Here is a 22,714-nt window from a genome sequence, read left to right on the forward strand (position 1 = left end):
GTTTAAGGGCGTGGCTTGGCGGTCGCTTCGCGGGAGAGGCGTTCGAAGTAGGACTCGATGGCTTCGCGATAGGCAGGGTCGAGGTCCTCGGGGTTGAAGCGGCGGACGGTCTCGTCGCGTTTGTCGTCGGAGACGGCGGCGGCGAGCAGGAGGCGGAGATGATCGACGGCGGCGCGGACCTCGGGGGTCATGACGACGTGGGCGAATTTATTCGTGGGGCGGAAGGTGTTGATGATCGTGTTGGCGTGTTGGGCGGACTCGGTCGTGTTGACGACGGCGTTTGCGAGTTGCGCACCGAGGATGAGTTCGGCGGTGCGGATGTCGGTGGCCGGACGGGACGCGCCGCCGGGGCTGGTGCCCTCGCCTTGGCCGGGGCCGGAACCGGAGCCACTGCCCGCGCCTTCGCCGGAGCCGCGCAGAAGTTGGCGGGCGGCGCGATTGGCGGCCTCGGTGCGATCAGAGAGGGCGACTTGGGCGGTGGCGGCGGCTTGCGCGGCTTTTTCGACGGGCGTGAGACGCAAAGCTGGCCCAGAGCCAGACCCTGATCCCGAACCGGGTTGGGAACCTGGGCCCGAGCCAGAACCTGAACCTGTGCCGCCGGAGCCGGGTTGGGTGCCGGGGGTTTGACCGGAGCCTTTGCCTTCACCCTGGCCTTGTCCCTGACCCTGGCCTTTGGAGTCGGGTTGTTGTCCCTGGCCCTGACCGTTGGGATCGGATTTTTCGCCGGGACCGTCGCCTTGTCCGGGCTCCTTGCCAAGCGCTTCGCCTTTACCTTCGCCGGGTTGTTTGCCGGCGCCGGGGAGGTTTACGGTCAGCTCTTGGTCGCCCTTGGGGTCGGGGGCGAGTTGTGTGCCTGGCTTGTCACCGGGTTGATCGCCCGGTTTGTCTCCGCCGGGACGTTGGCCGGGTTGATCACCCGGTTGCGTGCCAGGCTTGTTGCCGGGCTGGTCGGATGGGGACACGTTGCCCGGTTGGTCCCCGGGTTTGTCGCCGGGTTGAGGGCCGGAGTCGGTGCCTTTGCGGGCGGCTTCGGCGGCTTTCGCGGCTTCGCGAGCGGCGGCTTCGAGCTGGCGGGCGGCCTCGGCGGAACCGGATTGCTGTTGTTCGATGGCGGCTTCGTGGAGTTGGCGGGCGACGGCGTCGATTTTTTCGGCGCGGGCGGCGGCGTTGGGTTCGCGGGCCGCTTCGTTGAGGGCGCGGCGGGCGGCTTCGAGGGCGGCACGGGCGGCGTCGCGTCCGGCTTTTTCCTGGGCGGCGGCGGCGTCACGGAGGGTTTGCGCGGCGGCTTGGGCCGGGGCGCGGGCGGCGGAGACGTCGCCTTGTTTGAGCTGGTTGGCGGCGGCGGCGGCATCGCGGGCGGCTTGGGCGGCGGCTTTTTGCGCGGCCTCGCTCAGCTTCTGATTCTTGGCGAGTTCCTCGGCGCGGCGGGCGAGCTCGGATTGTTCGGCGGCGGAGGGCTGCGGTTTTTTGTCGCCGGAGGATGGAGATGGATCGGTTTTTTCGGCCTGTTCGGATTGATCTTTGGCGAGTTGTTCGAGCTGGCCGGCGGGGGTGTCCTTGCGCGGCGGCATCTTGTAGCGTTGTGCGTCTTTGAATGGATCGGCGGGTGCCGGGGGAGGCGGGGTGCCGGGGGTGCCGCCTTCGCTGATGATTTTCCGGAGGATTTTTTCGATCTCGGTGATGAGGGCGAGAGAGCGACCTTGGGGACGCGCGGCGGCTTCGTTCTCGACGGCGCCGATGAGCTTCGCGGCCTCATTCATCAACGGAACGACCTGGGTGAGGTTGTCCACGACGAGCGCGGGAAGCTGTTCGGTGATCGCGAAGGCTCGCACCTCGTCGGCCTTGGTGGCGAGGAGGGCCTGGTCGGTGGCGACGGACGTGTTGGCGTCGGTCCAGGCCGGAGCGGTTTTGGGAATGGAGGCGTGGGCGAGGAGGAAGTTTTGTTTGAGCAGGGACAGCTGGGCGGATTTGAGAGCGGCGATGAGTGAGGCGCATTGGCCGGTTTTTCCGCCTCCTTTGCGTTTTTCGACGTCGTCGCGGGCGGGACGGATCTGGATGAACTGAAGAGGAGAGGTGACGACGGGGGCGGGCTCGCGGGTTTCGCGGTCGGCGCGGAGGTGGTAGGCGACGATGTCGAATTCGGCGGGGGAGATTTCGTCGAGGTAGAGCGGGAGTTTGACGGCGTGGGTGCCGGGCTTCGCGAGGGTTTTTATCGTCGCGGCGTCGAGCGGGAGGGAGAGGCGCGGCTCGCCGTTGACGGAGATTTCCAAGCTCATGGAGCGGAAGCCGGTGCGGGTATCGGCGGAGGCGGCGAGGGGGATCTCCTCGATGGAGGTGGCCTTGAGTTCGCTCTCGGGAGCGCGCCATTCGATGGAGGCGCTGATGTCTTCGGGCGGAGGCGGCGGGGCGGGCGGTTTAGCGAATATCCGAATTGTGAATACAGTGGATTCGATGAATAGGAAGATGAGCGCGAGGATGAGCGTGAGTTGTCCGGTGTGCCAGGCGAGGGCGCGGGGCAGGCGTCGGCCGGCGAGGCGTTGAGCGGCGTCGGCACGCTGGGCGGCCGCGAGGGCGGAACGGTCGGAAGCGAGTTCGGCGGCGGCCTCGACGCGGGCTTTGAGCTGCCACTCGGTGTCGAGGTCGCGGGCGACGTGGTTTTCATCGAGACGGCGGGCGCGGGCGAACCAGGTTGTCAGCGCGATGGCGGATGAAATGCCGAAGATCCAATGGCCGATGACGAAGGACGGAGGCAGCCAGCGGATATGGATCGCGAGGGCGAGGACCGCGGCGATGAGGGCAAGGGCGAGCGTCCACACGAGCAGCGTGTAACGGCGGCGGCGGTGCTGGGTGCGGACGAGGTGGTCGGGCGTCTGGCTCATCGGGTGGTGCGGTTGGCGAAGGTGAGTTCGGCGAGGGCGAAGACGGCCATGGCGGCGAAGCACCACCACCAGAGCGGGCTTTGTTGTTCGGCGTCTTGGTCGGCGAGTTGGAGGCGTTCGACGGCGGCGGAAGGGGCGACGCGTTCGGTGGATTCGAGTTGGGTCCACGGCGTGCCTTCGGACCAGGCGGCGAGGTCGCTTTCCTCGGGCGGGACGTTGATGGCGTAGAGCGTGCGCTCGCGTCCGCGGGTCCATTCGTAAACGCCCGGGGCGCGGGGCGTTAGAGCGCCGCCGGCGGTAGCGGGAGGCTGGTCGATGGCAGGACCGGCGAGGGCGCGCCAAGAGCCGGGTTCGCCGTCAGGCAGGGTGAGCGGCTGGCCGACGACAGCGGCGTTGACGGCGATGGCGCCGGTTTCGAGGAGGTGCAGAACGGCGCGGTGTAGGAACGGAACGAAGGCGGGGGCGAGCGGCCATTCGCCGTCGCGGCGGTCGGCGGTGAAGCCGGCGATCAACACGCGACCGGAGCCTAGGCGGAGTTCGCCGAGGGCGGGAGCGCCGTCAGACCACGAGGCGAGCGGTTCGACGGAGTCGGCGGGGAGGGACCAGCCGCGTTTGAACGACCAGCCGACAAGGCTGCGGAGGTTGGCGGCGGCGAGCGGGGCGACGAGTGGATGATCGACGGCCCAGTCGCGCACGCGGGCATCGGCGGCGGGGCGGGCGACGGGCGTGATGCCGTGGCGGGCGAGCCAGGTGAATTGGTCGGCGCCGCCGTCGAGGAAGATGAGCGCGGAACCGCCGGCGGCGAGAAACGCGTCGAGGCGGGTGGCGGCGTCGCCGGTGAAAGAAGTGTTGTTGCGCAGGACGGCGGCGGCGCGGGCGGGCCAGGCGACATTGGGAATCGGCGAGACGCGCAATTCGGGCGGGAGCGTGGCGAGGGTGTTGCAGGCGGTGGCAACGTAGTCGGCTTCGGCACCGGCGGGTGCGGGATCAATCAGCACGAGACGTTTGGCGCTGGCGGAGGATGGCGCGAGGGCCCAGACGGTGTCGTCGGCGGGAAGGTCGTCGGTATCGAGTGAGAAACGTATCCACGCGGTGGATAACACGGCGGCGGCGGGCAACGTGACTCGGACCGTGCGGGTTTCGTCGGCGGCGAGATCGAGCGTCTCGATGTGAAGGGGGTTCTTCGTGTCGCCGGCGAAGATGCGGAGGTTGGTGCGGGCGGCGGGGCCGAAGTGGCGGACGACGACGGTGGCGGTGAGCGTGTCGCCGGACGGACTGAGCGCGGGCGAAAGTAGGGCGGTTTGCTGTTTGGTCGGTGCTGAGGGTTTCTCAGGGAAGACGGCGGAGACGCCGGCGGGCAGGTGGCGGGCGAAATCGGTGCCGGCCCAGCCGAGCGTCTGGTGGTCGCCGAGGTAGATGAGTTTACGGGTGCGGGCGGCGGAGGCGGCGAGGGTGTCGGCGGCGAGACGCAAGGCGGGTTCGGCGCGGGTGGTTTCCCAGCCGGGTTGGAGATCGTTGAGCGCGGCGAGGGCGGCGGCGGTGTCGCGGGTGGGCGGCACGAGCCACGACGGACGCGGGTTCATGAGAAGCAGGCCGACGGTGTCGCCGGCGGACGCATTGCCGAGTTCGCGGCGGGCCCAGTCTTTCAGCTGCGGCCAGCGGTCGGGTGCTTGGAGGCTGAAAGAGTTGTCGATGACGACGACGGTGGCGCGGGCGGAGGTGGAGGCGGGTTGTCCGAAAAACGGACGGGCGAAGGCGGCGGCGAGCAACGCGAGCACGAGGCAGCGCAACGTGAGGACAAGGCGGCGGTAGAAATTCTGACGGCGGTCGCGGGGATGGTTGGTTTTCAAGAAACGCAACGCGGGAAACGGCACGGTGCGGGTGACGCGGCGGCGCAGCAGGTGAAGGACGAGCGGCAGGGCGATCGCGGCGGCGGCGAGGAGGAAGTTGGGGCTGAGCCAGTTCATGGGTCAGCGTTGGCCGTTGCGGCGGGCGAGGCAGGCGCGGAGGGCGTCGAGCGGAGGTTCGTCGGTGCGCAGCTCGAGGGCGTCGCAACCGTAGTCGCGGGCGGTGGAGGAAACGGCGGTGCGGTGGGCGGAGAATTTCGCGCGGTAATCGCGGGCGGCGGCGGCGGGATCGAGCAGAAGTTCGGAGCCGGTTTCGATGTCGAAGAACACGCCGGGGTCTTGGAAGTTGAAATCCACTTCGGCGGGATCGGCGATTTGCAGGGCGAGCATGTCGTGATGCTCGTGGCGCAGGCGCTGGATGACCGGAGTGAGCGCGGTGGGATCTTCGTAGAAATCGCTGGCGACGATGAAGAGGCAGCGGCGCGGCGCGACTTCGAGCACGGTGTGCAAGGCGTGGGCGAGCGAGGTTTCGGTGCCGGGCGCGGGCTTGTCGAGCAGGCCCCAGATGGCGCGGAGGCGTGCGGGCGAACGGGATGGCGGCAGCCACGTGCCGAGATCGTCGGAGATGAGGCCGGCGCCGCAGGCATCACGCTGACGGCGGACGAGTAACGCGAGTGCGCCGAGCAAGGCGCGGGCGTAGTCGAGTTTGCTGAGAGCGCCCTTGCGGCTGGCGTAGGCCATCGACGGCGAAACATCGAGGAGCAGCACGACGCGGAGGGGAGTTTCCTCGTGGGCCTCGCGGATGTGGAGGCGGTCGGTGCGCGCGAAGAGCCGCCAGTCCACGCGGCGAAGATCGTCGCCCATCTGGTAGTCGCGGTAGTCGGCGAACTCGATGCTGGAGCCCTTGCGGCGGCTGGTGTGTCCGCCGATGCCGAGGGCGTCGGCGAGTCGGCGGGCGCGCAGCGGCAACGTGCCGAGCGCGGCGAGTTCGGCCATGTCGAGCGGTTGCATCGGCGGCGGTGCGTAGCCGATGCGCCGCATGAGGTGCGGAGACACGGGCGGCACGGGTGCGACGCCGGAGGAGGCTCGGTTGATCAAGGCCATGAGGGCGCGGCTCAGGCTTTCACGGCCTTGAGGAGGTCGGCGATGATGACGTCGGCGGTGAGGTTGTCGGCCTCGGCGCGGTAGTTGAGGATGAGGCGGTGGCGCAGCACGATGTTGGCGGCGGCGGCAACATCCTCGGCGGCGCAGTTGAGGCGTCCGTCGAGCGCGGCGGCGGCCTTGGCGCCGAGGGCGAGGGCCTGCGAGGCGCGGGGGCCGGCGCCCCACTGGACGCAGCGTTTCACGGAGGCGGGCGCGAGGGCGTTGTTGGGACGCGTGGCGTGAACGAGACGCACGGCATATTCGGCGACACTGGCGGGCACGTGGACGCGGCGGACGGCGCGTTGCAGGCCGAGGAGGGTTTCGGCGGTGCAGACTTTTTCGAGGGCGGCGGGCGGGGCGCCCGTAGTGGATTGGAGGATACGCACCTCGTCGGCCGCGGTCGGGTAGCCGACGTGGAGACAGAATAAAAATCTGTCGAGCTGCGCCTCGGGAAGCGGGTAGGTGCCTTCCTGTTCGATGGGATTCTGGGTCGCGAGAACGAAGAACGGCGCGGGCAGGTCGCGGGTGCGGCCGGCGACGGTGACGCGGCGCTCCTGCATGGCTTCGAGTAGGGCGGACTGCGTCTTGGCGGGGGCGCGGTTGATTTCGTCGGCGAGGAGCAGCTGCGTGAAGACGGGGCCGGCGATGAAGCGGAACTCGCGTTTGCCGTGGTCGTTTTCCTCGATGATCTCGGAGCCGGTCACGTCGCTCGGCATGAGGTCGGGAGTGAATTGAATGCGGTTGAACGAGAGATCGATGGCCTCTGAGAGGGTTTTTACGATGAGCGTCTTGGCGAGGCCGGGGACGCCGATCATGAGACAGTGACCCTGGGCGAGCAGGCCGAGGAAGAGGTGTCGCAGGACTTCTTCCTGGCCGACGATGCGCTTGGAGAGTTCGCCTTGAAGGCGGGCGTAGAGTTTCGGCACCTCGCGGAGGAGGGCGACGTCGGCTTCGTCGGTGGCGGGCAACGGGGCGGAGGAGGATGACATAAAAATAAGAGACGGGTGGGTTCGGAGAATCTTAGCGGGAAAAATCGAGCCAGCGGGCGCGCAATGCCGGATAGGCCTCGGGGCTGATCGGGCCGGCGGGCAGGTCGAGCGTGCCGTTGGCGTGGACGAACCGCGTGGCTCGGCCCTCGTCCCACGAGATCGGACGAGAAATGGTTTCGGTGGCGAAGAAAGCGGCGAGGCCCGGCACGGAAAGAGGGGGCGGGAGTTTGCCGCGCAGGAGGTTGACCTCGGCTTTCACCACAAACGGCGCGGCGAGGTCGTAGGGATCGCCGAGTTCGATGCGGGTGACAGTGAATCCGTTGGTTGGATACAGGGATTGCAGGCGGCGGGCGCGTTGGTCGGGCGAAAGATCAAGGAAGAGGTGGCGCAGATCGACGTCGGCGGCACCGTCGGCTCCAAGTAGGAGCGTGGCGCGGTTGTCGGCGCCGGGAGTCCAAAGTTCTTTCCAGACGGACGACGGCTCCTGCGCGGCGGTGATTTCGTAGAAGGTGGCTTTGGAAAAGTCGCGGGAGAAGGCGAGGGCGTGGCGGCCGAGGTCGCCCGGAGCGACTATACCGAAGGGCACGAGGCGGTCGGTGGTGTCGAGCCAGAGATCGTGGGGTTGTCCGTCGGACGGTGCGGCGGGGACGCGGGCGAGGGCGTGGTTGAACTGCCAGGACGGCCAGTCGGTGAACGTGTGGCTGAAGCGATTGACGAGGCAGAATTCGGCGGGGATGCCGAGTTTTTCGAGGACGGCGACGAGGAGGTTGGCTTTGTCTTTGCAGTCGCCGTAGCGCTGTTTCCAGACCTGTTCGGGCGTGCGCGGGCGGAAGGCGCCTACGCCGAGTTCGATCGCGACGTAACGGAGAGCGGATACACGTTCGTAGGCGGCGCGGAGACGGCCGGCGCGGTCGGGGTGGGCTTGGGCGATTTCGTCGGCGAGCAACGCGATGCCGGGGCCGGTGGTGTCGCTGCCGGTGGCGATGCGTTGATACCAGGAGGCGAAAGATTCCCACGAAGCGAGTGAACTCACACCGACCCACGGAGCGATGCGGCTGGAGGGCGGATCGCCGGCGCGGGGATCGAAGGCGGGGAGGTCGGTTAGTGTCCAGGCATGCGTGCCGTTGACTTGGATGTAGCTGGGCAGATTGGGGGCGACGACGGTCCACGGTGTGCCATTGGGGGTGGCTACGCGAAGATTGAGCAGGCGGATCGGGTAACGCTCCGCCAGGAACCATTGTTCTGAAAATTCCGGAGTGTCGCGCGGGCCGTGACGCTCGATTGTCCAGGCTGCTTCGACGATGCAGCCGGCGGTAACCTCGGGCAGCGGCAGGACGGGCGGGGCCAAGGGGCCGGTCGGACGGTTTTCGGTGCGCGCGTTGTCGGCTTCCTTGTTATCCGCGATGCGCCGTTCGTCGTAGGAGCGCGGGTTGACGAGGACCTGCGACCCATCGGGTTTGATGATGCGCACGCCCTCCAGGCGGGTGGTGTAGAACGGTGGACTCGAAGGCAGGTTCAATGTGCCGAATTCGTCGAGCGATTCGCCGGTGCGGAGGAATACGCGGTGGCGATGGCTTTCGCGGACGGCGAAGTCACGATAGACCTCGAATTCGTTGTCCATGCGCAGATAGAGCGCGGCGTAGGCGGAATTTTTGGCGGCGTCGCGGGCCTCGGCGAGAAGGGCGCGGGTTTCGTCGGTGGCGGGCTTGCGGGTGATCTCGGTGTCGTCCTCGGGCTTGGGGATGTTGATGTCGGCGACGGAGAAACCGGGCGTGGGGCCGGCGGGACGGCTGGCCGGAGTGGGGGCGGGCGCGGCGGCCTTGGAGAACGGCGCCTCGATGATACGACCGGCGGTGCGGTCGATGAGTCGGGCGTGTTCGCCTTGGGCGAGCGAGGACGATGTGTAGTAAGTTTCGACGCGTTTGGCGGCAGAGTCGGCGAGCTCGGCGAACGAGGCTTTGGGCGTGGCCACGAGGGATTCGGCCCAGGCGTCGGCGAAACGCGTTTCGTTGATCTCGCCGCTGTCGGCGGTGGCGGCGACGGCTTCGACGTTGGGCAACGCGAGCAATGGAGGCAGGAAACCTCCGCTGGCGGGAGTCGCGATGACGACAAAAGTGCGTCCGGACAGGGCTTTGACGGTGGTGGTGAGATCGGCGGCTGTGAGGCGCGGGCCGGAAACTTGGAAGCTGAGTTCACCTCCACGGGCGACGGAAGTGCCAAGGAGCACGATCCACGTTTCGTTGTCGGCTGCGGATGGGGCGTCGGGTTTGAGCGCGGCGAGCACGGCGTCGCGCCGGAGCCGTTCGCCGGAGGTGCCGAGCACGGTGACCGCAGAGGGCGTGAAACCGCGGGCAATAAACCCCTCGCGCAGGGTTTTCGCGTGGGTTTGGAGGCGCTCGGCCTGGGTTTCGCCGGCGGCGAGACCGACGACGATCACGGCGCGGGGCGCGGCGAATACAGGCATGGAGATACCTGTGATTAAAACCAGACAGACCAGCGGGAAGCGTAACCGGGGCATGGGTTGGGGCGCGGGCGGGGAAAGAGTTGCAAGCAGATTGAGGGACGGGCGGTGCGGCAAGTGTTATGTCGTAAAATCGTTGTCATGGGCCTTGCGAATAACGTGTTGGCAACTTTGGGGAACTTCCGGTTGCGTTCGGCCCCCGTGCGAACGACTTTTCGCGCGTCATGACCGACTCATGCAAACCGACCCCTTCACCGGACGACCGACCTGCATCCAAGGCGGACGGCTCCCGTCCGACGAAGACCGACGCGCGCTTCAACACGATCACCGGCGAAGACTGGAAGCGCTCGCTCGTCTCAGCGCGGCAGCGGAGAAAGTCGGAATCGGAACGGATCCGGACGATAGTCTCGTCCTCTGGGACGCCGACGAAGTAGGTCTGCTGGCGGCGGCTGATCCGCTCTGGCATGAATTGCACGAGGCGGCGGCGGCGTTTCGCGAATTGTTGCCCATCGTTTCGCTCGAAGACTTTGGGTTTCCTGAACACGTGGAGGATTTGCTGGCCGAGTGCGGTCCGCGACTGCGTCCGATCAGCAGTGGCGTGGAGGCGACGGCGTTCGAGGCGCAGGACCATTCGATCTATAAATTTTTCATGCCGCGTGAAAGCGGACGCATCGGCGGCACGTTTGCGTTTCGCCGAGGCGAGGAAGTCGCGTTGCTGGCGGATGCGGCCGACGGCAGCTACCGCGCGATGTTGGAAAAATTCGACCTGATCGTGCGGCTCGACGGCATGCCGACCGAAGTGATCGGCGTGACCAAAAATGAAGGCGTGCTCATCACGAAACAAACGCTCGGCAGCCTGCTCTCCGAAGGCGCGGATACGTCAGGTGTGCAGCCGGCGGCGTTGATCCCGATCCCGTCGCGGTTTCTACGAGCGCACCGCGATCATCCGCGGCTCTATTTTGTGGATGGCACGCCGTGGCTGGTGGCCGACCTGCATTCGAAAAATCTCGTGCGCGCCGTGGACGGACAACTGCGGGCGATCGACCTGCTGGCTGCGCCTTTCCCGGCGGAGTTGGTGGCGAAAGAGCCGTTGCTAACGGACTGGCTGGAGCGCGCACGGCTCGACCCCAAGGCGGCGCTGCTGCGGCCGGTGCACGACGACGAACTGTGAGGTTTTTATTTGGAGGACTACTCCCAGATTTCTTGGGGGACGATCGTGACATCTGAATACATCCAGAAGTAGTGGTTGCCTTTGATATCCTGCCGGACCGAGTGAAGCTCATACCACTCTCTCGTGGTCCACGGCACTCGCAAGGTCGCGGGCAAGGCGCGTCGGGAGACTCCGCCGTCGTCTCTCCACAGTTCACCATCTTTCAACAGCCACCACGTTCCGTGGCTATCGACTACCGGACTCGGCCAGACTTGCCCGGCGGGCCGCAGACCTTTGAAGATGCTTTCGGGAGGCGTGACCGAGGCTTTTTTGCGATCAGCTTGTTCGCGGGCATAACGGGACGGTTGGGAGGATTGTTGGCGCCAGCCGCTTTCATCCTGATAGCGCCAGACCTGTTCTGTTTCGAGCGACTCGTAAAGGGACACTTCGGGGTGTCCGTCCGCGGAGAACTGCAGACCGGCAATGCCCCCGTTATTTTTAAGTGGAGGAAGCGATTTCCAAGCGTTGGCCTTGAAGAGAGACACGGCGTCTCCGCCCAGCCAAAGCAAAGCTTGCCCGTTCGAGTGCCAGACGGGACGGTTGTTTTCTTCGGAGCGTTTGGCGGCGAGCCAGGTGGGTTTCCCTGACGATGCCTCTTCGGCCACCCGTGCCCGCAAATTTTTATGACGCTGCCAGATGGGCTCAGGGTGACCGGGATCAAGCACCCACACGGGATCTTCCGCGCCTTTTAAAAGCCACAGCCGGCGCTCGGAATCCTGCATGAGCTTAAGCGCATTATATTTATCGTCTTCAGGTGCGGCCCACTGGCGCAACCGTTGGCCGTCCCAGTAATTCACCACTCCTTTTCCAGGGCCGATCTCCTCCAGGGCCGCGAGCGTATCGCCGATTCCTTGAACGGGTTCGCTAAACGTGATGATGGCGGGCTCTGGTTGCGCGAGGGCTGCGGCCAGTTCTCCGGGCTTCAAAATAACGGAGGAAATGCCGGTCACGATAGCCTCTCCTGAAGGCAGCACATAGGCCCCGCTTGGAAAGTGGCCACGAGATCCGATGCGCCAGCCGAGGGGGCGAATGACCGCGTCGGGTTGATTCAACGCGAGGACGTGTGCGCGATGGGGGCCGGTTAAAATCAGATGTCCATCGTAACGTATCCAGCGGGCGCCTTTCCCCGTGGTTGCCAGCATCGCCGAGCCTTGGGACGAGTTGTAGTGGAAACGTCCGTGAGCGCGCCACTCGCCGTTTTGTCGAACCCACGCCACGGCCCAAAAATATTCGTGATGACGGGCCGGGTTGTCGCCGGGATCGTTGGCGAGGGCGACTTCCAGTCCGTCTGGCCAAGCCTGCCAGAACCAGATTTTAGCGGCAGCCGGAAGAGGCGGAGAACTCCGCTGGGTGCCTGTTGATGAAATTAGATCAACGGTCCAGAGGCCTTCATTTTCCAAGGCGGCAACGGCAGTGCGTCCTTCTTCCAGCGTGACGAACTCGGTGATCGCGGAATCGGGCAGGCCGCTGATCTTGGGCGTGGCGTCAAATTTGCCATCGGCGAAACGGGTGAAGAAGCGAGGGTGATCTTTTGAATTGTAGGGATCGGCCTGTTCTCCCCACACCCAAAGAGCACCGGAGGCATCGAGAGCCATCCGTGGCTTGCGAAGAGAACTGGCGGGGATGGAAGTGAGCGGGAACGACTGCAATCCGTGACTGCGATCAAAGTTCCAAACGCCCAGGCTGCGCGTGCGTTCTTGTGGCGAGCTGAGCAGCCACAAATGATTTTCCGTTGGGATAAGCCGGTAAAAGGGAGCGGACTTCCAAGCTTCATTCTCGTCGTGTCCACGTGCAAAGAGGTCCTTTGGTTTTACCCACCTGCGTTCGCTCAAACCCAGGCGAATCCATGGCTCGGGCAAAGTGTGTCGGTAGTGAAAGAGTCGGGCGACTTGCTGCTCGTTTGGAGCCTCGGGCGATGCGGGCTCGCGCAGTTCCCACAAGGATTCGACTCCTCCTTGGGGGGAAGACCATAACGCGATGATGCCCGCCGGCGGCGGCGAATGGCTGGTTGTGACCGGAAAGCTTCCGCGCTGCGCAGATTGATGGATTAGATGGGCAAGTGATCCTTCCCGCGGAGTGGCGTCGGCCATTTCTTTCCATCCCTGACTCGTCCAGCGCAGCAGTTTTTCATCCGAGAAACCAATGGCCCAGACTTCGCCGGTATTATCCTGAGCGGACAATCCGACCGGGCGTGAATCAGTCTGAAAAATCGTATCGGCGCGGGTGGTGGCTCCTGCGAAAAACAGTGCGACCGCGAATAAACTGACGACGCGAATGCCGGCTGCGCGCACGGGAAAAGTAAGGGGCATGCTGCATGCTGAAGAAGCCGGACTGAAAAAGTCTAGCTTGGTTGCCTGCCCGGCGGAAAAACAAAAACGCGCACCGGTTCCGGTGCGCGTGAGAGCAGCCAAACGGCAGCGATGAGGGTTGGCTTACTTCGCGGCGAGAAATTTCAGGATGTCTTCGGCCTGCTGCTTGGTGGAGCCCTTGAGGTCGGCGTAGACGATTTTGTTGTCCTTGATGAGGTAGGCCTGGCGGCTGGCGAACAGGAGGGCGGTTTGTCCGAAAGCCTTGAGCACCTTTTTGTCGGTGTCGGCGATCAAGGTGTAGGGCAGGCGGTATTCGTCTTTGAACTTTTTCTGGGTTTCGACGCTGTCGGTGCTCACGCCGATGATCGAGACGCCTTGCTTGGCGAGGGCCTCGTAGCCGTCGCGCAACGCGCAGCTTTGGGCGGTGCAGCCGCCGGTGAAGGCTTTCGGGTAAAAGAAAACGAGCGTGTAAGGAGTCTTTGAATACGCTTCGGAGAAGGCGAGCTCGGCGCCCGTCTCGGTCGTGGCGGTGACTTGCGGGGCGGGGTCGCCGACCTTGAGGGATTCGGCGGAGGCGAAGAGCGACATGGTGAGGAAGGCGGTGAGGGCGAGGAGGCGTTTCATCGGGATATGAAACGCACGGTGTTCGCAGCCGGATGCATTCGCAAGCGGCGCGGAGTGAATCACTCGCGCGACCGGCTCAGGCGCACGGCAGGACGACGTGGAACGTGGTGCCGTGGCCTAGTTCGCTCTCGCACCAGACGCGGCCCTTCAGGAGGTCGGTGAGGCGTTTGACGATGGCGAGGCCGAGGCCAGAGGCGGTTTCGCCGCCGGTGGGGCGCGCGGAGAGGCGGGCGAATTTGCGGAAGAGTTTTTTCTGGTCGACGGCGCTGATGCCGGGGCCCTGGTCGGTGACGGAGAAGTGGAGCTCGCCGCTGCGGGCCTGAAGGGAGACGGTGACCACGCTGCCCTGCGACGCGTATTTGAGCGCGTTGGAGACGAGGTTGTTGGCGATGCGCACGAAGGCCTCGGGGTTGACGGTGACGATGCCGTCGGAGGGCTCGATTTTGAAGACGAGGCTCATGCGTTTACGGCGGGCGGAGCCACTCAGCGTGCCGGCGATCTGGTCGCGGAAACCGGTCAGGGTGTGTTCGCTGGCGGGGAATACGAGGGGGCCGGATTCGAAGCGGTAAAGGTCAACCAAGTCGGCCACCATGGTGAGCATGTCGCCGCCGAGTTGATGGATGTCGGCGCCCATCTCGCGGTGTTCGTCGGGCGTGGACAGCGTGGGGTCGGAGATGATCTGGGCGAGTCCGCAGATGCCGGAGAGCGGGCTCTTCAAGTCATGGATGGCCATGGCGAAGATCTCGTCTTTTTCCTGCTGAAGGGAGCGGAGCTCGGTGTTGAGGGTCTCGACCTTGGCGAGGGCTTCAGTGAGCTCGCGACTGGTGCGGCGCAACTGGAGCTGCGTGGAGTCGCTCACGGCGGTGACCTTCATGGTCTGCCGGAGAAGGCGGCGGTAGTTTTTGATGACCTCGCGAAACGGCTCGTAGACGACGTCGCTCAGTTGCTGGCGGGTGAGCGCATTTTCGGCCAGGCGAAGGGCGGCGGTTTCCTTCGCATAGAGGCTTTCGACGGCTTGGTCGCGGGAGGCTCGATCGGCTTTGGCCATGATGGTTTAGATCGCGACCAAGCGGTAAGGGAGGGAAAGATCTTCGCCGAATTCCTCGCCGGCTTCCTGCATGACTTCGAGAGCGGGGCGGTAGTGCCACTCGACCTCGATTTGGCCGCCGGAGCGGTGGTAGTCGTCGAGCTGGAGGAGGAGATCGAGGAGTGCCTTGGTGGAGCTGGTGTTCAAGTAGCTGAAGGCGAGGACCACTTTGAAGGCCGGTTTATCGGCGAGAAATTCGCGCAACCAGGAGAACAGGGGCGCGTAAAAATCGCTCACGTTTTCCGGGTAGGATTCGCCCTCGATGCGGAGCGTGGAGCTCGCGGCATCGTAGCGGACGTGAGGCGTGGTGTCGGTGGGAGGGAGGTCGAGAGCGGTCATGACGAGAGGCCTTTGGCGATCGGAACGGAAAGGGAGAAGAAGACGGTGTCGTTGTCCTGCGGGAGCAACGTGTAGGCGGGAGGTGTGGCGGCGCGGCGGCAGACCTCGATCAGGCCGAGGCCGGCGCCGACGCTGCCCTCGGGCGGGCCGGAGCGACGTCGTTCCTTGTGAAGTTGTTTCAGGGCGTCGCGATCAAGCGTGGCGAGGTGGGTGAGTTGGGCAGAGAGCGCGTCGGCGGCGCGGATCGTGACGAGGTTGCCCGAGGAAACGGTGAACGTGTCCTCCTGTTCGCTGACGAGAACGATGCCGATGCCGCGGCTGGATTCGGCGGGGCCGCTGCGCTCGGCGGAGTAGCGCAGGATGTTTTGCGTGAGCTCGATGAAAGTGCCGAAGAGGATGAGGCGGTTGTTTTCACTGAGGCCTTCCTGGGCCTGGATGAGTTTACCGTATTCGACCATGATCTCCTGGGTGACGATTCCCATGAAGGAGAGCACGAGACGTTGCTCGCGCATGGCGAGGTAGTGGGAGTGAAGCAGTTCGGGTGTCATGGACGCGGTGAAAAGTTAGGGCAGGCGAAGGGCGAGCAAGGTGATGTCGTCGCGTTGAGCGGCTCCTCCGCGATGAGCGTCGAGAGCGGCGTTGAGGGCGTCAGCCTGGGCGGACATCGGCTCGGGCGCGATGCGTTTCAACAACTCGCGCAACGGGCGGGTGTCGAAGGGCACGCGCAGGTGGTTGGGTTGGTCGACATAGCCATCGCTGGCGAGGTAAAGGGTGAGTCCGGGCGAACGCGGGAGAGTGTGCTGGTCGAACGTGGCGCGACGTTTTTCGTGCTGGCCGCCGCCGAGGGAGATGCGGTTGCCCTTGATCTCGCCAAACGTGCCGTCGGGCAACGCCCACCACAGCGGACGATGCGCACCAGCGAAGATGATTTTATCCGCATCGATGCGAACGAGACACATGTCCATGCCGTCCTGGTTGTTGCTTCCGGCCGTGTCTTGGCGGAGCGCGTCGCGCACCTGTTGATGCATGGTCGCCAGAATCTCGGCGGGCTCGATGATGCCCTTCTCGGCGACGATCTGCTGGAGGATCGCGTGGCCGACGAGTGACATGAACGCGCCCGGGACGCCGTGGCCGGTGCAATCGACGACCGCGGCGAACGTGTGGTCGCCCTCGCGCAGGCACCAGTAGAAATCGCCCGAGACGAGATCGCGCGGACGATAAACGAGCGCGTGTTCGCCGACGATTTCGGTGAGGATTTCAGGACGCGGGAGAATGGCCTGCTGGATGCGGCGCGCGTATTCGATGGAGGATACGATCTTGCGGTTGGATTCCTCGGCGGTCTCGCGCTCGGCACGCAGGCGCGTGGCGATGCCCTCGCGCAGTTCCATTTCTTCGACGACCTTGGCGATGACCTGGTTGTATTCGGCGGCGATCTGGCCGACCTCGGTGAACGCATCGAACTGGAGGCTTTGGGTGAATTCGCCCTTTGAACGGTGCCGGCCCATCTCGCTGAGGAGGTCGATGATCTCGGTGCTCGCGCCGTGCTCGGCGACGTTGAGGCCCACGCGCTCGGCCTCGGGGCTGACGCGGAGCGGATGGATGCGGTTGATGAGCTTCAGGAAAACCCAGCCACCGCCGAAGGCCCACGCGCCCACGGCGACCACGCCGAGTGACTGGGCGCCGAGCTGGCCCCAGAAGCCGAGGCCGGTGCCGAGTTTTTCGGGCTGGCCGAAGAAGGCCACGGCGAGCGTGCCCCACACGCCCGACGCACCATGCACGGCAGTGGCGCCGACCACGTCGTCGATCTTCCACTTTTCGAGGAGAATGGTGACGTAGAAGCAGACCATTCCGCCGATGATACCGATCACGACGGCCGAGGCGGGACTGACCGCATGACAACCGGCCGTGATTGCCACGAGGCCGCCGAGCGTGCCGTTGAGCGTGTCGGGCAGGTCAGGCAGGCCCTTGATTTTCCACGCGGTGAAGAGGCCAGCCAACCCGCCGGCGCAACCGGCGAGCACGGTGTTTAAAAGGATGAACGGCACGTCCGCAGTGAGACCGAGGCGGCTGCCGCCGTTGAAACCGAGCCATGCGACGAACAGGATGAGCACGCCGAACGTGGCGGTGCCGAGACTGTGCGAACTGGCGAGAGGAGTGTTGGTGGAGAAACGCCCGATGCGCGGACCGATGATCAACACCGCGGCGAGCGAGAGCCAGCCGCCGACGCTGTGCACAGCGGTCGAGCCGGCGAAATCAACGAAGCCGAGCTTCGCGAGCCAGCCGTCGTGGTTCCAAATCCAGTGGCCGCTCAACGGATAAATGGTGCTGGAGACCAAGGCGGTCATGAGCAGGTATCCGCCGAAGCTCATGCGTTCGGCCACCGCGCCGGAGACAATCGTCGCCGACGTGGCGCAGAACATCACCTGAAACAGGAAAAACGTCGTGTTGTGAGCCGTGGGCCAGGTTGAAAAGAGCCAGTCGCTGGTGCCCACCCAGCCGAGGGCGCTGGCGCCAAACATGAGGGCGAAGCCGAAAGCCCAGAAACACAGGCCGGCCACGCAAAAATCGAGCAGGTTCTTGATCGCGACATTGATCGTGTTTTTCGAACGCACCAGACCGGCTTCCAGCATGCAAAAGCCCGTCTGCATCGACATCACGAGGGTGGACGCGACGATCACCCATAACATATCTACACCGGAGGAAGGCATTATTGCCTGCTATGGCGCATGTTTTATGCCGAAAACGGTCCGCGATGAACAAAATTCATTAGTTCAAGCGCGTTGCACGGGTAGACGAAGTTAACAACTTCGTCCGCCGTGCAGTTACTGCGAAAAACCGACCGGTGAACCGAGCGACGGACGATTACTCGAGACCGGAAACGGTCAGGTCGGCGGGGTGTTCGACGGAGAACTTGAGGGAAATCTCACGTTTCTCGCCGGCTTTGAGGTCGAGGCGCCAGACAAGTTTACCGTCTTCCTCGCGAGTGACTTCGCGGCCGGGTTTGTCCTTGGTGCCGGTTTCTTTTTCGGACGGGGCGAGGAGCTTCACGATGATCTTTTCGTCACGCGAGGTGGGCAGCACGTCTTTGAAGACGATGCGCTCCGTGGTGCGCTTGTTGTTGGTCACGGTGATCAGGAATTCGTAGGTGACGCGCTTCGTCTTGCTGGTGAAGCCGGTGTCCTCGCTGAAGCGGTTGACGAGCTTGCGCTTGATGGCGACGCCCTCGTCGGCGCCGAGATCGAGGGAGAATTTCTCGCCAGGCATGACGGTTTTCAGGCGGCTGGTGGCGACGAACGTGTTGTCGAGGAACGTGCTGACCGGACCGGCGAGCAGCGGGAAATCGGTGCTGTTGGTCGTGTAGGCACCGAGGAAGGCGGTTTCGAGCTGCTTGGGCGTGGCCTGATACTGGAGGTTCGCGTCCAGCTTGGTGGTGGCGATGCCGACTTTTTGCGCGGAGTTGTCGCTCGGGATGGAGGCGGCGGTCGGGATCTTGAACGAGGCGCTGGTGGCCGAGGTGTCGAGAACGGCGAGGGAGACGCTGGATTCTTGTTCGGCGGGGAGGCCACCCAAGGCGCCTTCCAAGCCAACGAAATTGAAGGCTTGGGCATTGTTCTGATCACGATTGGATTTTTCCGCAAACATATCGCCCCTGGGCATCGAGGCGGACGCGCGCGCTGCGGCGGGGCGGGAAATGTCCACAATCCATGGATACAGCTCCGGGGCGCCGCCGCCAAGGTTGGGGCGGGCGGTGGAGAGAGTGAGGGCGATCTTTTGCCAGTCTTCGCCGGTGCCGTTCCGGACAACGCCGAAGTAGGTGAGCTCGATGGCGCGTTCCTCGGTGCGCAGGCGGGCGTCGTAGGACGGCGACCACGACGCGCCGGTCAGCGCGTAGGCGAGCGTCACATCGAGAGCGCCGGTTTGCGGGGCGGCGACGCGGACGGTCACGGTCTTGGTGGCGCGACGGCCGGGACGTTGTCCGCGGAGCTCGTTGAGCTGGGCCTGGGTGGCGGTGGTCTTGAGGGCGAGGTCTTCGCGCTGCTGGTCCAGCGACTGACGGTCGGTGGCGAGGCGGGCGGCGTTTTCGGAGGAGAACGTCAGGAGTTTTTGCCAGTCGTCAAAGGCGGGGCGGGGAGCGGTGGCGTCCTTGGGTGCGGGTTGGGCGACGGCCGCTTCGATCTTGAAAAGCAAGGCGCGCTGCTGGTCGAGCACGGCGAGTTTATCCTGAAGGGCGCGGTCCTGGCGCTGGAGGGCGGTGAGCTCGGCTTCGAGGGTTTTCACGCGCGGGTCGGCGGTGGTCTCGATGTAGGTGATGCGGGCGCCGACATCGAGGATGGTGGCGGGCACGCCGCGGCCGGTGACCTGGAGGGAGTTGTCGAGGAGGTTGACGGGCAGGCCGGCGAACGTGACCTCGCTCTGGCCGGCAGGCAGATCGATGCGGGCGAGACGGGTGACGACGGCGCGGTCGGCGTAAACGGTGGCGGCGGTGATCGTGGAATCGGCGGGAATCGGAGCGGCGAAGGCTTGGGCGGCCAACGCGGCGAGGACGAGCGGAAGGAGCGGAATTTTCATGGAGTGAAAGGAGCGGGTAACACGGGGCGCAAGCAGACTGCACCACCCGTTCAACGAACCAAGCCGGCAATTGTTAGGAGATTGTCATGAAAAAGCGGCTCCAAGTGAAGGAGCCGCTTTCAGGAGCGAATGGGAGCGTCGGAGGCGACGATTACCAGGAGTCGCTGCGGAACGGCACGGCGGGGAGGCCTTCTTTGTTGAAGAGGCCGGCCAGAGGGGCGTTGCGCCAGGCGTAGCGAACGGCGACGGGCGCGGGGACTTCGGCGCTGGTCACGACGACGGTGGCGCCTTCAATCTTGGCCTGGGCGGGCTTGAAGACCTTGTCTTCGCCGGCGAGTTCGAAGCCGCCGAGATCGTTGAGCGGGGCGTTGAGGCCGCTGTCGGATTTGGTGAAGCTCACGACGAAGCTGCTGTCTTTGCGCTCGGCTTTTTCGAAGACGGGACCGCTGTCGACGATCTTGAAACCGTAGTCACGGACGAGCGCCAGACGGGCGAGGCGGCGGCCGACATCCTTCTTGTTGCGCGGGTGGATGTCGCGGACGTCACCGATGTCGACGATGACGGCCTGGCCGGTGGCGGGGAGGGAAAGCGTCTGGGTTTGAGCTTCGCGGAGGAACGCCCAGGCGGTGTCGATGGGGCTCTGGTAGTTGGCGAGCTGGACCCAGTAGAACGGGAAATCGCCCTGTGCGAACTGCGAGCGCCAGCCGGTGATCATGGCGGAGAAGAGGGCGCGGTATTCGCTGGCGCGGCCGGCGTTGGACTCGCCCTGATACCAGATGGCGCCGCGGAGGGCGTAGGGAACGAGGGGGGCGATCATGCCGTTGTTGAGGCCCATCGGCGTGTTGGGATGGCCGGGACCCTGGGGAGCGTTCCACGGTGAGGGAATCTGTTTGGTGAACGGCTGGTTGGCGGCTTTGGCGGCGGCCTGCTCGGCTTTCAAGGCGGCGACGTTGGCATCGAACGCGGCTTTTCTCTCGGGGTATTCGGCGAGGGCCTTGGTCCAGCGCTCGTTCACCTTGGCGGCTTCGACGGGGACGGTTTTGTAGGCTTCGGCGCTGATCCAGGATTCGACGGGCGTGCCGCCCCAGTTGCTGCCGATGATGCCGACGGGGACGTTGAGGAGTTCGTAGAGATCCTTGGCAAAGTAGTAGCCGACGGCGGAAAAGTTTCCGGTGGTTTCGGGGCTGGCGACTTCCCACGTGTTGCGATCAATGATCACCGTGGAGGCGGGCGCCTCGGCGACGGTCTTCTTGATTTTGATGTGACGGATCAGCGGGAATTTCGCGGAGGCGGGGACATCGAGGGCCTTGTCGAACGTGTTGTTGATGGACCACTCCATGTTGGACTGGCCGGAGGCGATCCAGACTTCGCCGACGACGACGTTGGCGAGGGTGATCGTGTTTTTGCCGGCGATGACGAGGTCGGCGGGCGTGGAGTTGGCGGGCTGGGCGGGGAGATCGACGCGCCATTTGCCGGCGGTGTCGGCGGTGGTGGCGACGGTTTTTCCGCCGAAGGTGACGGAGACCTTTTCGCCGGCGTCGGCGGTGCCCCAGACGGGGATGGGCTTTTCGCGCTGGAGGACCGCGTTGTTCGTGAACAACACGGCGGGAACAACATCAGCGTGAAGGGACACGCCGAGGCCCAGGAGGGCCAGAAGGGTTAGGGGATAACGCATGGGAGAATCAGTCATGTGCCGGATGCGCGGCGGGGCAAACGCGTTTTAATTCAAACAATATCACGCCGACGGCGGCGGTGTGTGCAGGTAGGCGTGAAGATCACCGGCCATACGCGGGCCAAATCCTTCGACGGCGGCGAGCTGTTCCAAGCTGGCGGCGCGCAGGCGGTCGATGCTCCCGAAGTGGGCGAGCAACGCGGCGCGACGCACGGTGCCGAGACCGGGAAAATCATCGAGCACGCTCTCTCGAATCTTCTTTGAACGCAGATCGGCGTTGTAGGTGTTGGCGAAACGATGCGCTTCGTCACGCAGGCGCTGGAGCAGATTCAGCGCGGGGGAACTCAGCGAGAGATTCAGCGGAGCGCGTGCATCGGGAAAGATGATCGTCTCGTGTTTCTTCGCGAGACCGATGAGCGGCGGTGGCTCCACATCGATCGCGACGAACGCCTTCAACGCCGCGCTGATCTGGCCGCGTCCGCCGTCGATAACCACGAGATCGGGCATCGGTTTTTTCTCTTCCTTGAGGCGGCGGTAACGGCGGCCGACGACTTCTTCCATCGCGCGAAAATCGTCGTTGCCGATGAAACTCTTGATCTGGAAACGGCGGTATTCGTCCTTGTCGGGGCGGCCCTCGTAAAAGTTGACCATCGAGGCGACGACGAACGTGCCGCTGATGTGGGAGATGTCGAAACACTCCATCGTGCGGGGAGGCCCGGCCAAGCCAAGCGCTTCGCCGAGCAGGCGCATGGCCTCGGCATCGGCAGGCGGGTGCGTGGGATCGAAACGTTCGAACGAACGGGTTTTCGCGAGGGTTTTTTCGAGGGCGAACACGACATCGCGGAGCTCGGCGGCTTTCTCGAATTCCTTTTTTTCGGCGGCGACAAACATCTCGGCGCGCAGGGTTTCGAGCCATTCGCGGGATTTGCCTTCAAGGAATTCGCAGGCCTCGGCGACGCGGGCGCGGTAGTCGGCGACGGTGGTCTCGTTGTTAAAACCGTAGAGCTCCTGGCGCACGTCGTCGTAGAGCTGCCAGCGCCCGTCGTCGAGGCGCTTGGGCGAGGCGTCGCCGAGGAGAATGCCGAACTGGCGGCGCATCTGCGCGAGGGTTTTGCGAAGAAGTCCGCTGTGGGCGAACGGGCCGAAATAACGGGAGCGGTCGTCTTTTTTAAAGCGGGTGAGGGCGAAGCGCGGGAGTTCGGGCCCGAGGTCGACGCGGACGAGCAGGAAGCGTTTGTCGTCGGTGAAGTCGGTGTTGTATTTGGGTTTCCACTGCTTGATCAGCTTGCCCTCCAGCAGCAGCGCCTCGGGTTCGGACTTCACCTCGATGATGTCGAAATCGGCGATCATCTCGATCAACGCGCGGATTTTCGGGTGGTAGGTCATCGCCCGCGACGGCGTGAAATAAGTCGATACGCGCTTCTTCAACGCCTTCGCTTTGCCCACGTAAATGATGCGCCCAAGGCGGTCCTTCATGAGGTAAACGCCGGGCTTGTCGGAGAGCTGGCGGACCTTCTCCTTCAGATTTACGGGGTCGGATGCTGGCATTTTTGGTGAGTGTAGCCTAGTTTGGCCCATCGCAAGT

General features: G+C 64.7%; 15 protein-coding genes. 1 reads left to right on the forward strand and 14 read right to left on the reverse strand.

Annotation, left to right across the window (positions count from 1 at the left end; all coding sequences use genetic code 11):
* Positions 1-2: 2 nt before the first annotated feature.
* The 5 genes from FPL22_RS11415 to FPL22_RS11435 are packed head-to-tail and all read right to left on the reverse strand — an operon-like array spanning position 3 to position 9,322.
* Positions 3-2,879: a hypothetical protein gene (locus FPL22_RS11415; protein ID WP_144230484.1), complete on the reverse strand. Its 2,877-nt coding sequence runs from the start codon at positions 2,877-2,879 to the stop codon at positions 3-5.
* Positions 2,876-4,846, reverse strand: coding sequence for a BatA domain-containing protein (locus FPL22_RS11420; protein WP_144230485.1), 1,971 nt, complete (start codon positions 4,844-4,846; stop codon positions 2,876-2,878). The genes FPL22_RS11415 and FPL22_RS11420 overlap by 4 nt, the downstream gene beginning before the upstream one ends.
* Positions 4,847-4,849: 3 nt before the next feature.
* Positions 4,850-5,830 carry a DUF58 domain-containing protein gene (locus FPL22_RS11425; protein WP_144230486.1) on the reverse strand — a complete coding sequence of 327 codons (981 nt, stop codon included), beginning with the start codon at positions 5,828-5,830 and terminating at the stop codon, positions 4,850-4,852.
* Between the two features lie 11 nt (positions 5,831-5,841).
* Positions 5,842-6,858 (reverse strand): AAA family ATPase, encoded by a 1,017-nt coding sequence (locus FPL22_RS11430; RefSeq protein ID WP_144230487.1) that lies wholly within the window; start codon positions 6,856-6,858, stop codon positions 5,842-5,844.
* Between the two features lie 31 nt (positions 6,859-6,889).
* Positions 6,890-9,322 (reverse strand): DUF3857 domain-containing protein, encoded by a 2,433-nt coding sequence (locus tag FPL22_RS11435; protein WP_144230488.1) that lies wholly within the window; start codon positions 9,320-9,322, stop codon positions 6,890-6,892.
* 232 nt (positions 9,323-9,554) lie between these two features.
* On the opposite strand from FPL22_RS11435, the gene FPL22_RS11440 reads away from it, so the two are divergent.
* Positions 9,555-10,490 carry a hypothetical protein gene (locus tag FPL22_RS11440; RefSeq protein ID WP_144230489.1) on the forward strand — a complete coding sequence of 312 codons (936 nt, stop codon included), beginning with the start codon at positions 9,555-9,557 and terminating at the stop codon, positions 10,488-10,490.
* Positions 10,491-10,507: 17 nt separating this feature from the next.
* Here FPL22_RS11440 and FPL22_RS11445 read toward each other — a convergent pair whose 3' ends face one another.
* From FPL22_RS11445 to FPL22_RS11485, 9 genes are all read right to left on the reverse strand, one after another.
* The gene (locus tag FPL22_RS11445) at positions 10,508-12,838 is read right to left on the reverse strand and encodes a hypothetical protein (RefSeq protein ID WP_144230490.1); all 2,331 of its coding nucleotides are present in this window, start codon (positions 12,836-12,838) and stop codon (positions 10,508-10,510) included.
* A gap of 123 nt (positions 12,839-12,961) precedes the next feature.
* Positions 12,962-13,462: a peroxiredoxin gene (locus FPL22_RS11450; protein ID WP_144230491.1), complete on the reverse strand. Its 501-nt coding sequence runs from the start codon at positions 13,460-13,462 to the stop codon at positions 12,962-12,964.
* A gap of 76 nt (positions 13,463-13,538) precedes the next feature.
* Positions 13,539-14,510, reverse strand: a complete 972-nt coding sequence (locus FPL22_RS11455; RefSeq protein ID WP_144230492.1) for a sensor histidine kinase — start codon at positions 14,508-14,510, stop codon at positions 13,539-13,541.
* Between the two features lie 6 nt (positions 14,511-14,516).
* Positions 14,517-14,888: a DUF1987 domain-containing protein gene (locus FPL22_RS11460; protein ID WP_144230493.1), complete on the reverse strand. Its 372-nt coding sequence runs from the start codon at positions 14,886-14,888 to the stop codon at positions 14,517-14,519.
* Positions 14,885-15,436 carry a SiaB family protein kinase gene (locus FPL22_RS11465; protein ID WP_144230494.1) on the reverse strand — a complete coding sequence of 184 codons (552 nt, stop codon included), beginning with the start codon at positions 15,434-15,436 and terminating at the stop codon, positions 14,885-14,887. The genes FPL22_RS11460 and FPL22_RS11465 overlap by 4 nt, the downstream gene beginning before the upstream one ends.
* 15 nt (positions 15,437-15,451) lie before the next feature.
* The gene (gene amt / locus FPL22_RS11470; RefSeq protein WP_144230495.1) at positions 15,452-17,596 is read right to left on the reverse strand and encodes an ammonium transporter; all 2,145 of its coding nucleotides are present in this window, start codon (positions 17,594-17,596) and stop codon (positions 15,452-15,454) included.
* Positions 17,597-17,750: 154 nt separating this feature from the next.
* The gene (locus FPL22_RS11475) at positions 17,751-19,457 is read right to left on the reverse strand and encodes a mucoidy inhibitor MuiA family protein (protein WP_144230496.1); all 1,707 of its coding nucleotides are present in this window, start codon (positions 19,455-19,457) and stop codon (positions 17,751-17,753) included.
* 151 nt (positions 19,458-19,608) lie between these two features.
* Positions 19,609-21,132 (reverse strand): sialate O-acetylesterase, encoded by a 1,524-nt coding sequence (locus tag FPL22_RS11480; protein ID WP_144230497.1) that lies wholly within the window; start codon positions 21,130-21,132, stop codon positions 19,609-19,611.
* Between the two features lie 60 nt (positions 21,133-21,192).
* Positions 21,193-22,677: an excinuclease ABC subunit UvrC gene (locus FPL22_RS11485; protein ID WP_144230498.1), complete on the reverse strand. Its 1,485-nt coding sequence runs from the start codon at positions 22,675-22,677 to the stop codon at positions 21,193-21,195.
* Between the last annotated feature and the right edge of the window lie 37 nt (positions 22,678-22,714).

Source organism: Rariglobus hedericola, from assembly GCF_007559335.1.
GTDB lineage: Bacteria > Verrucomicrobiota > Verrucomicrobiia > Opitutales > Opitutaceae > Rariglobus > Rariglobus hedericola.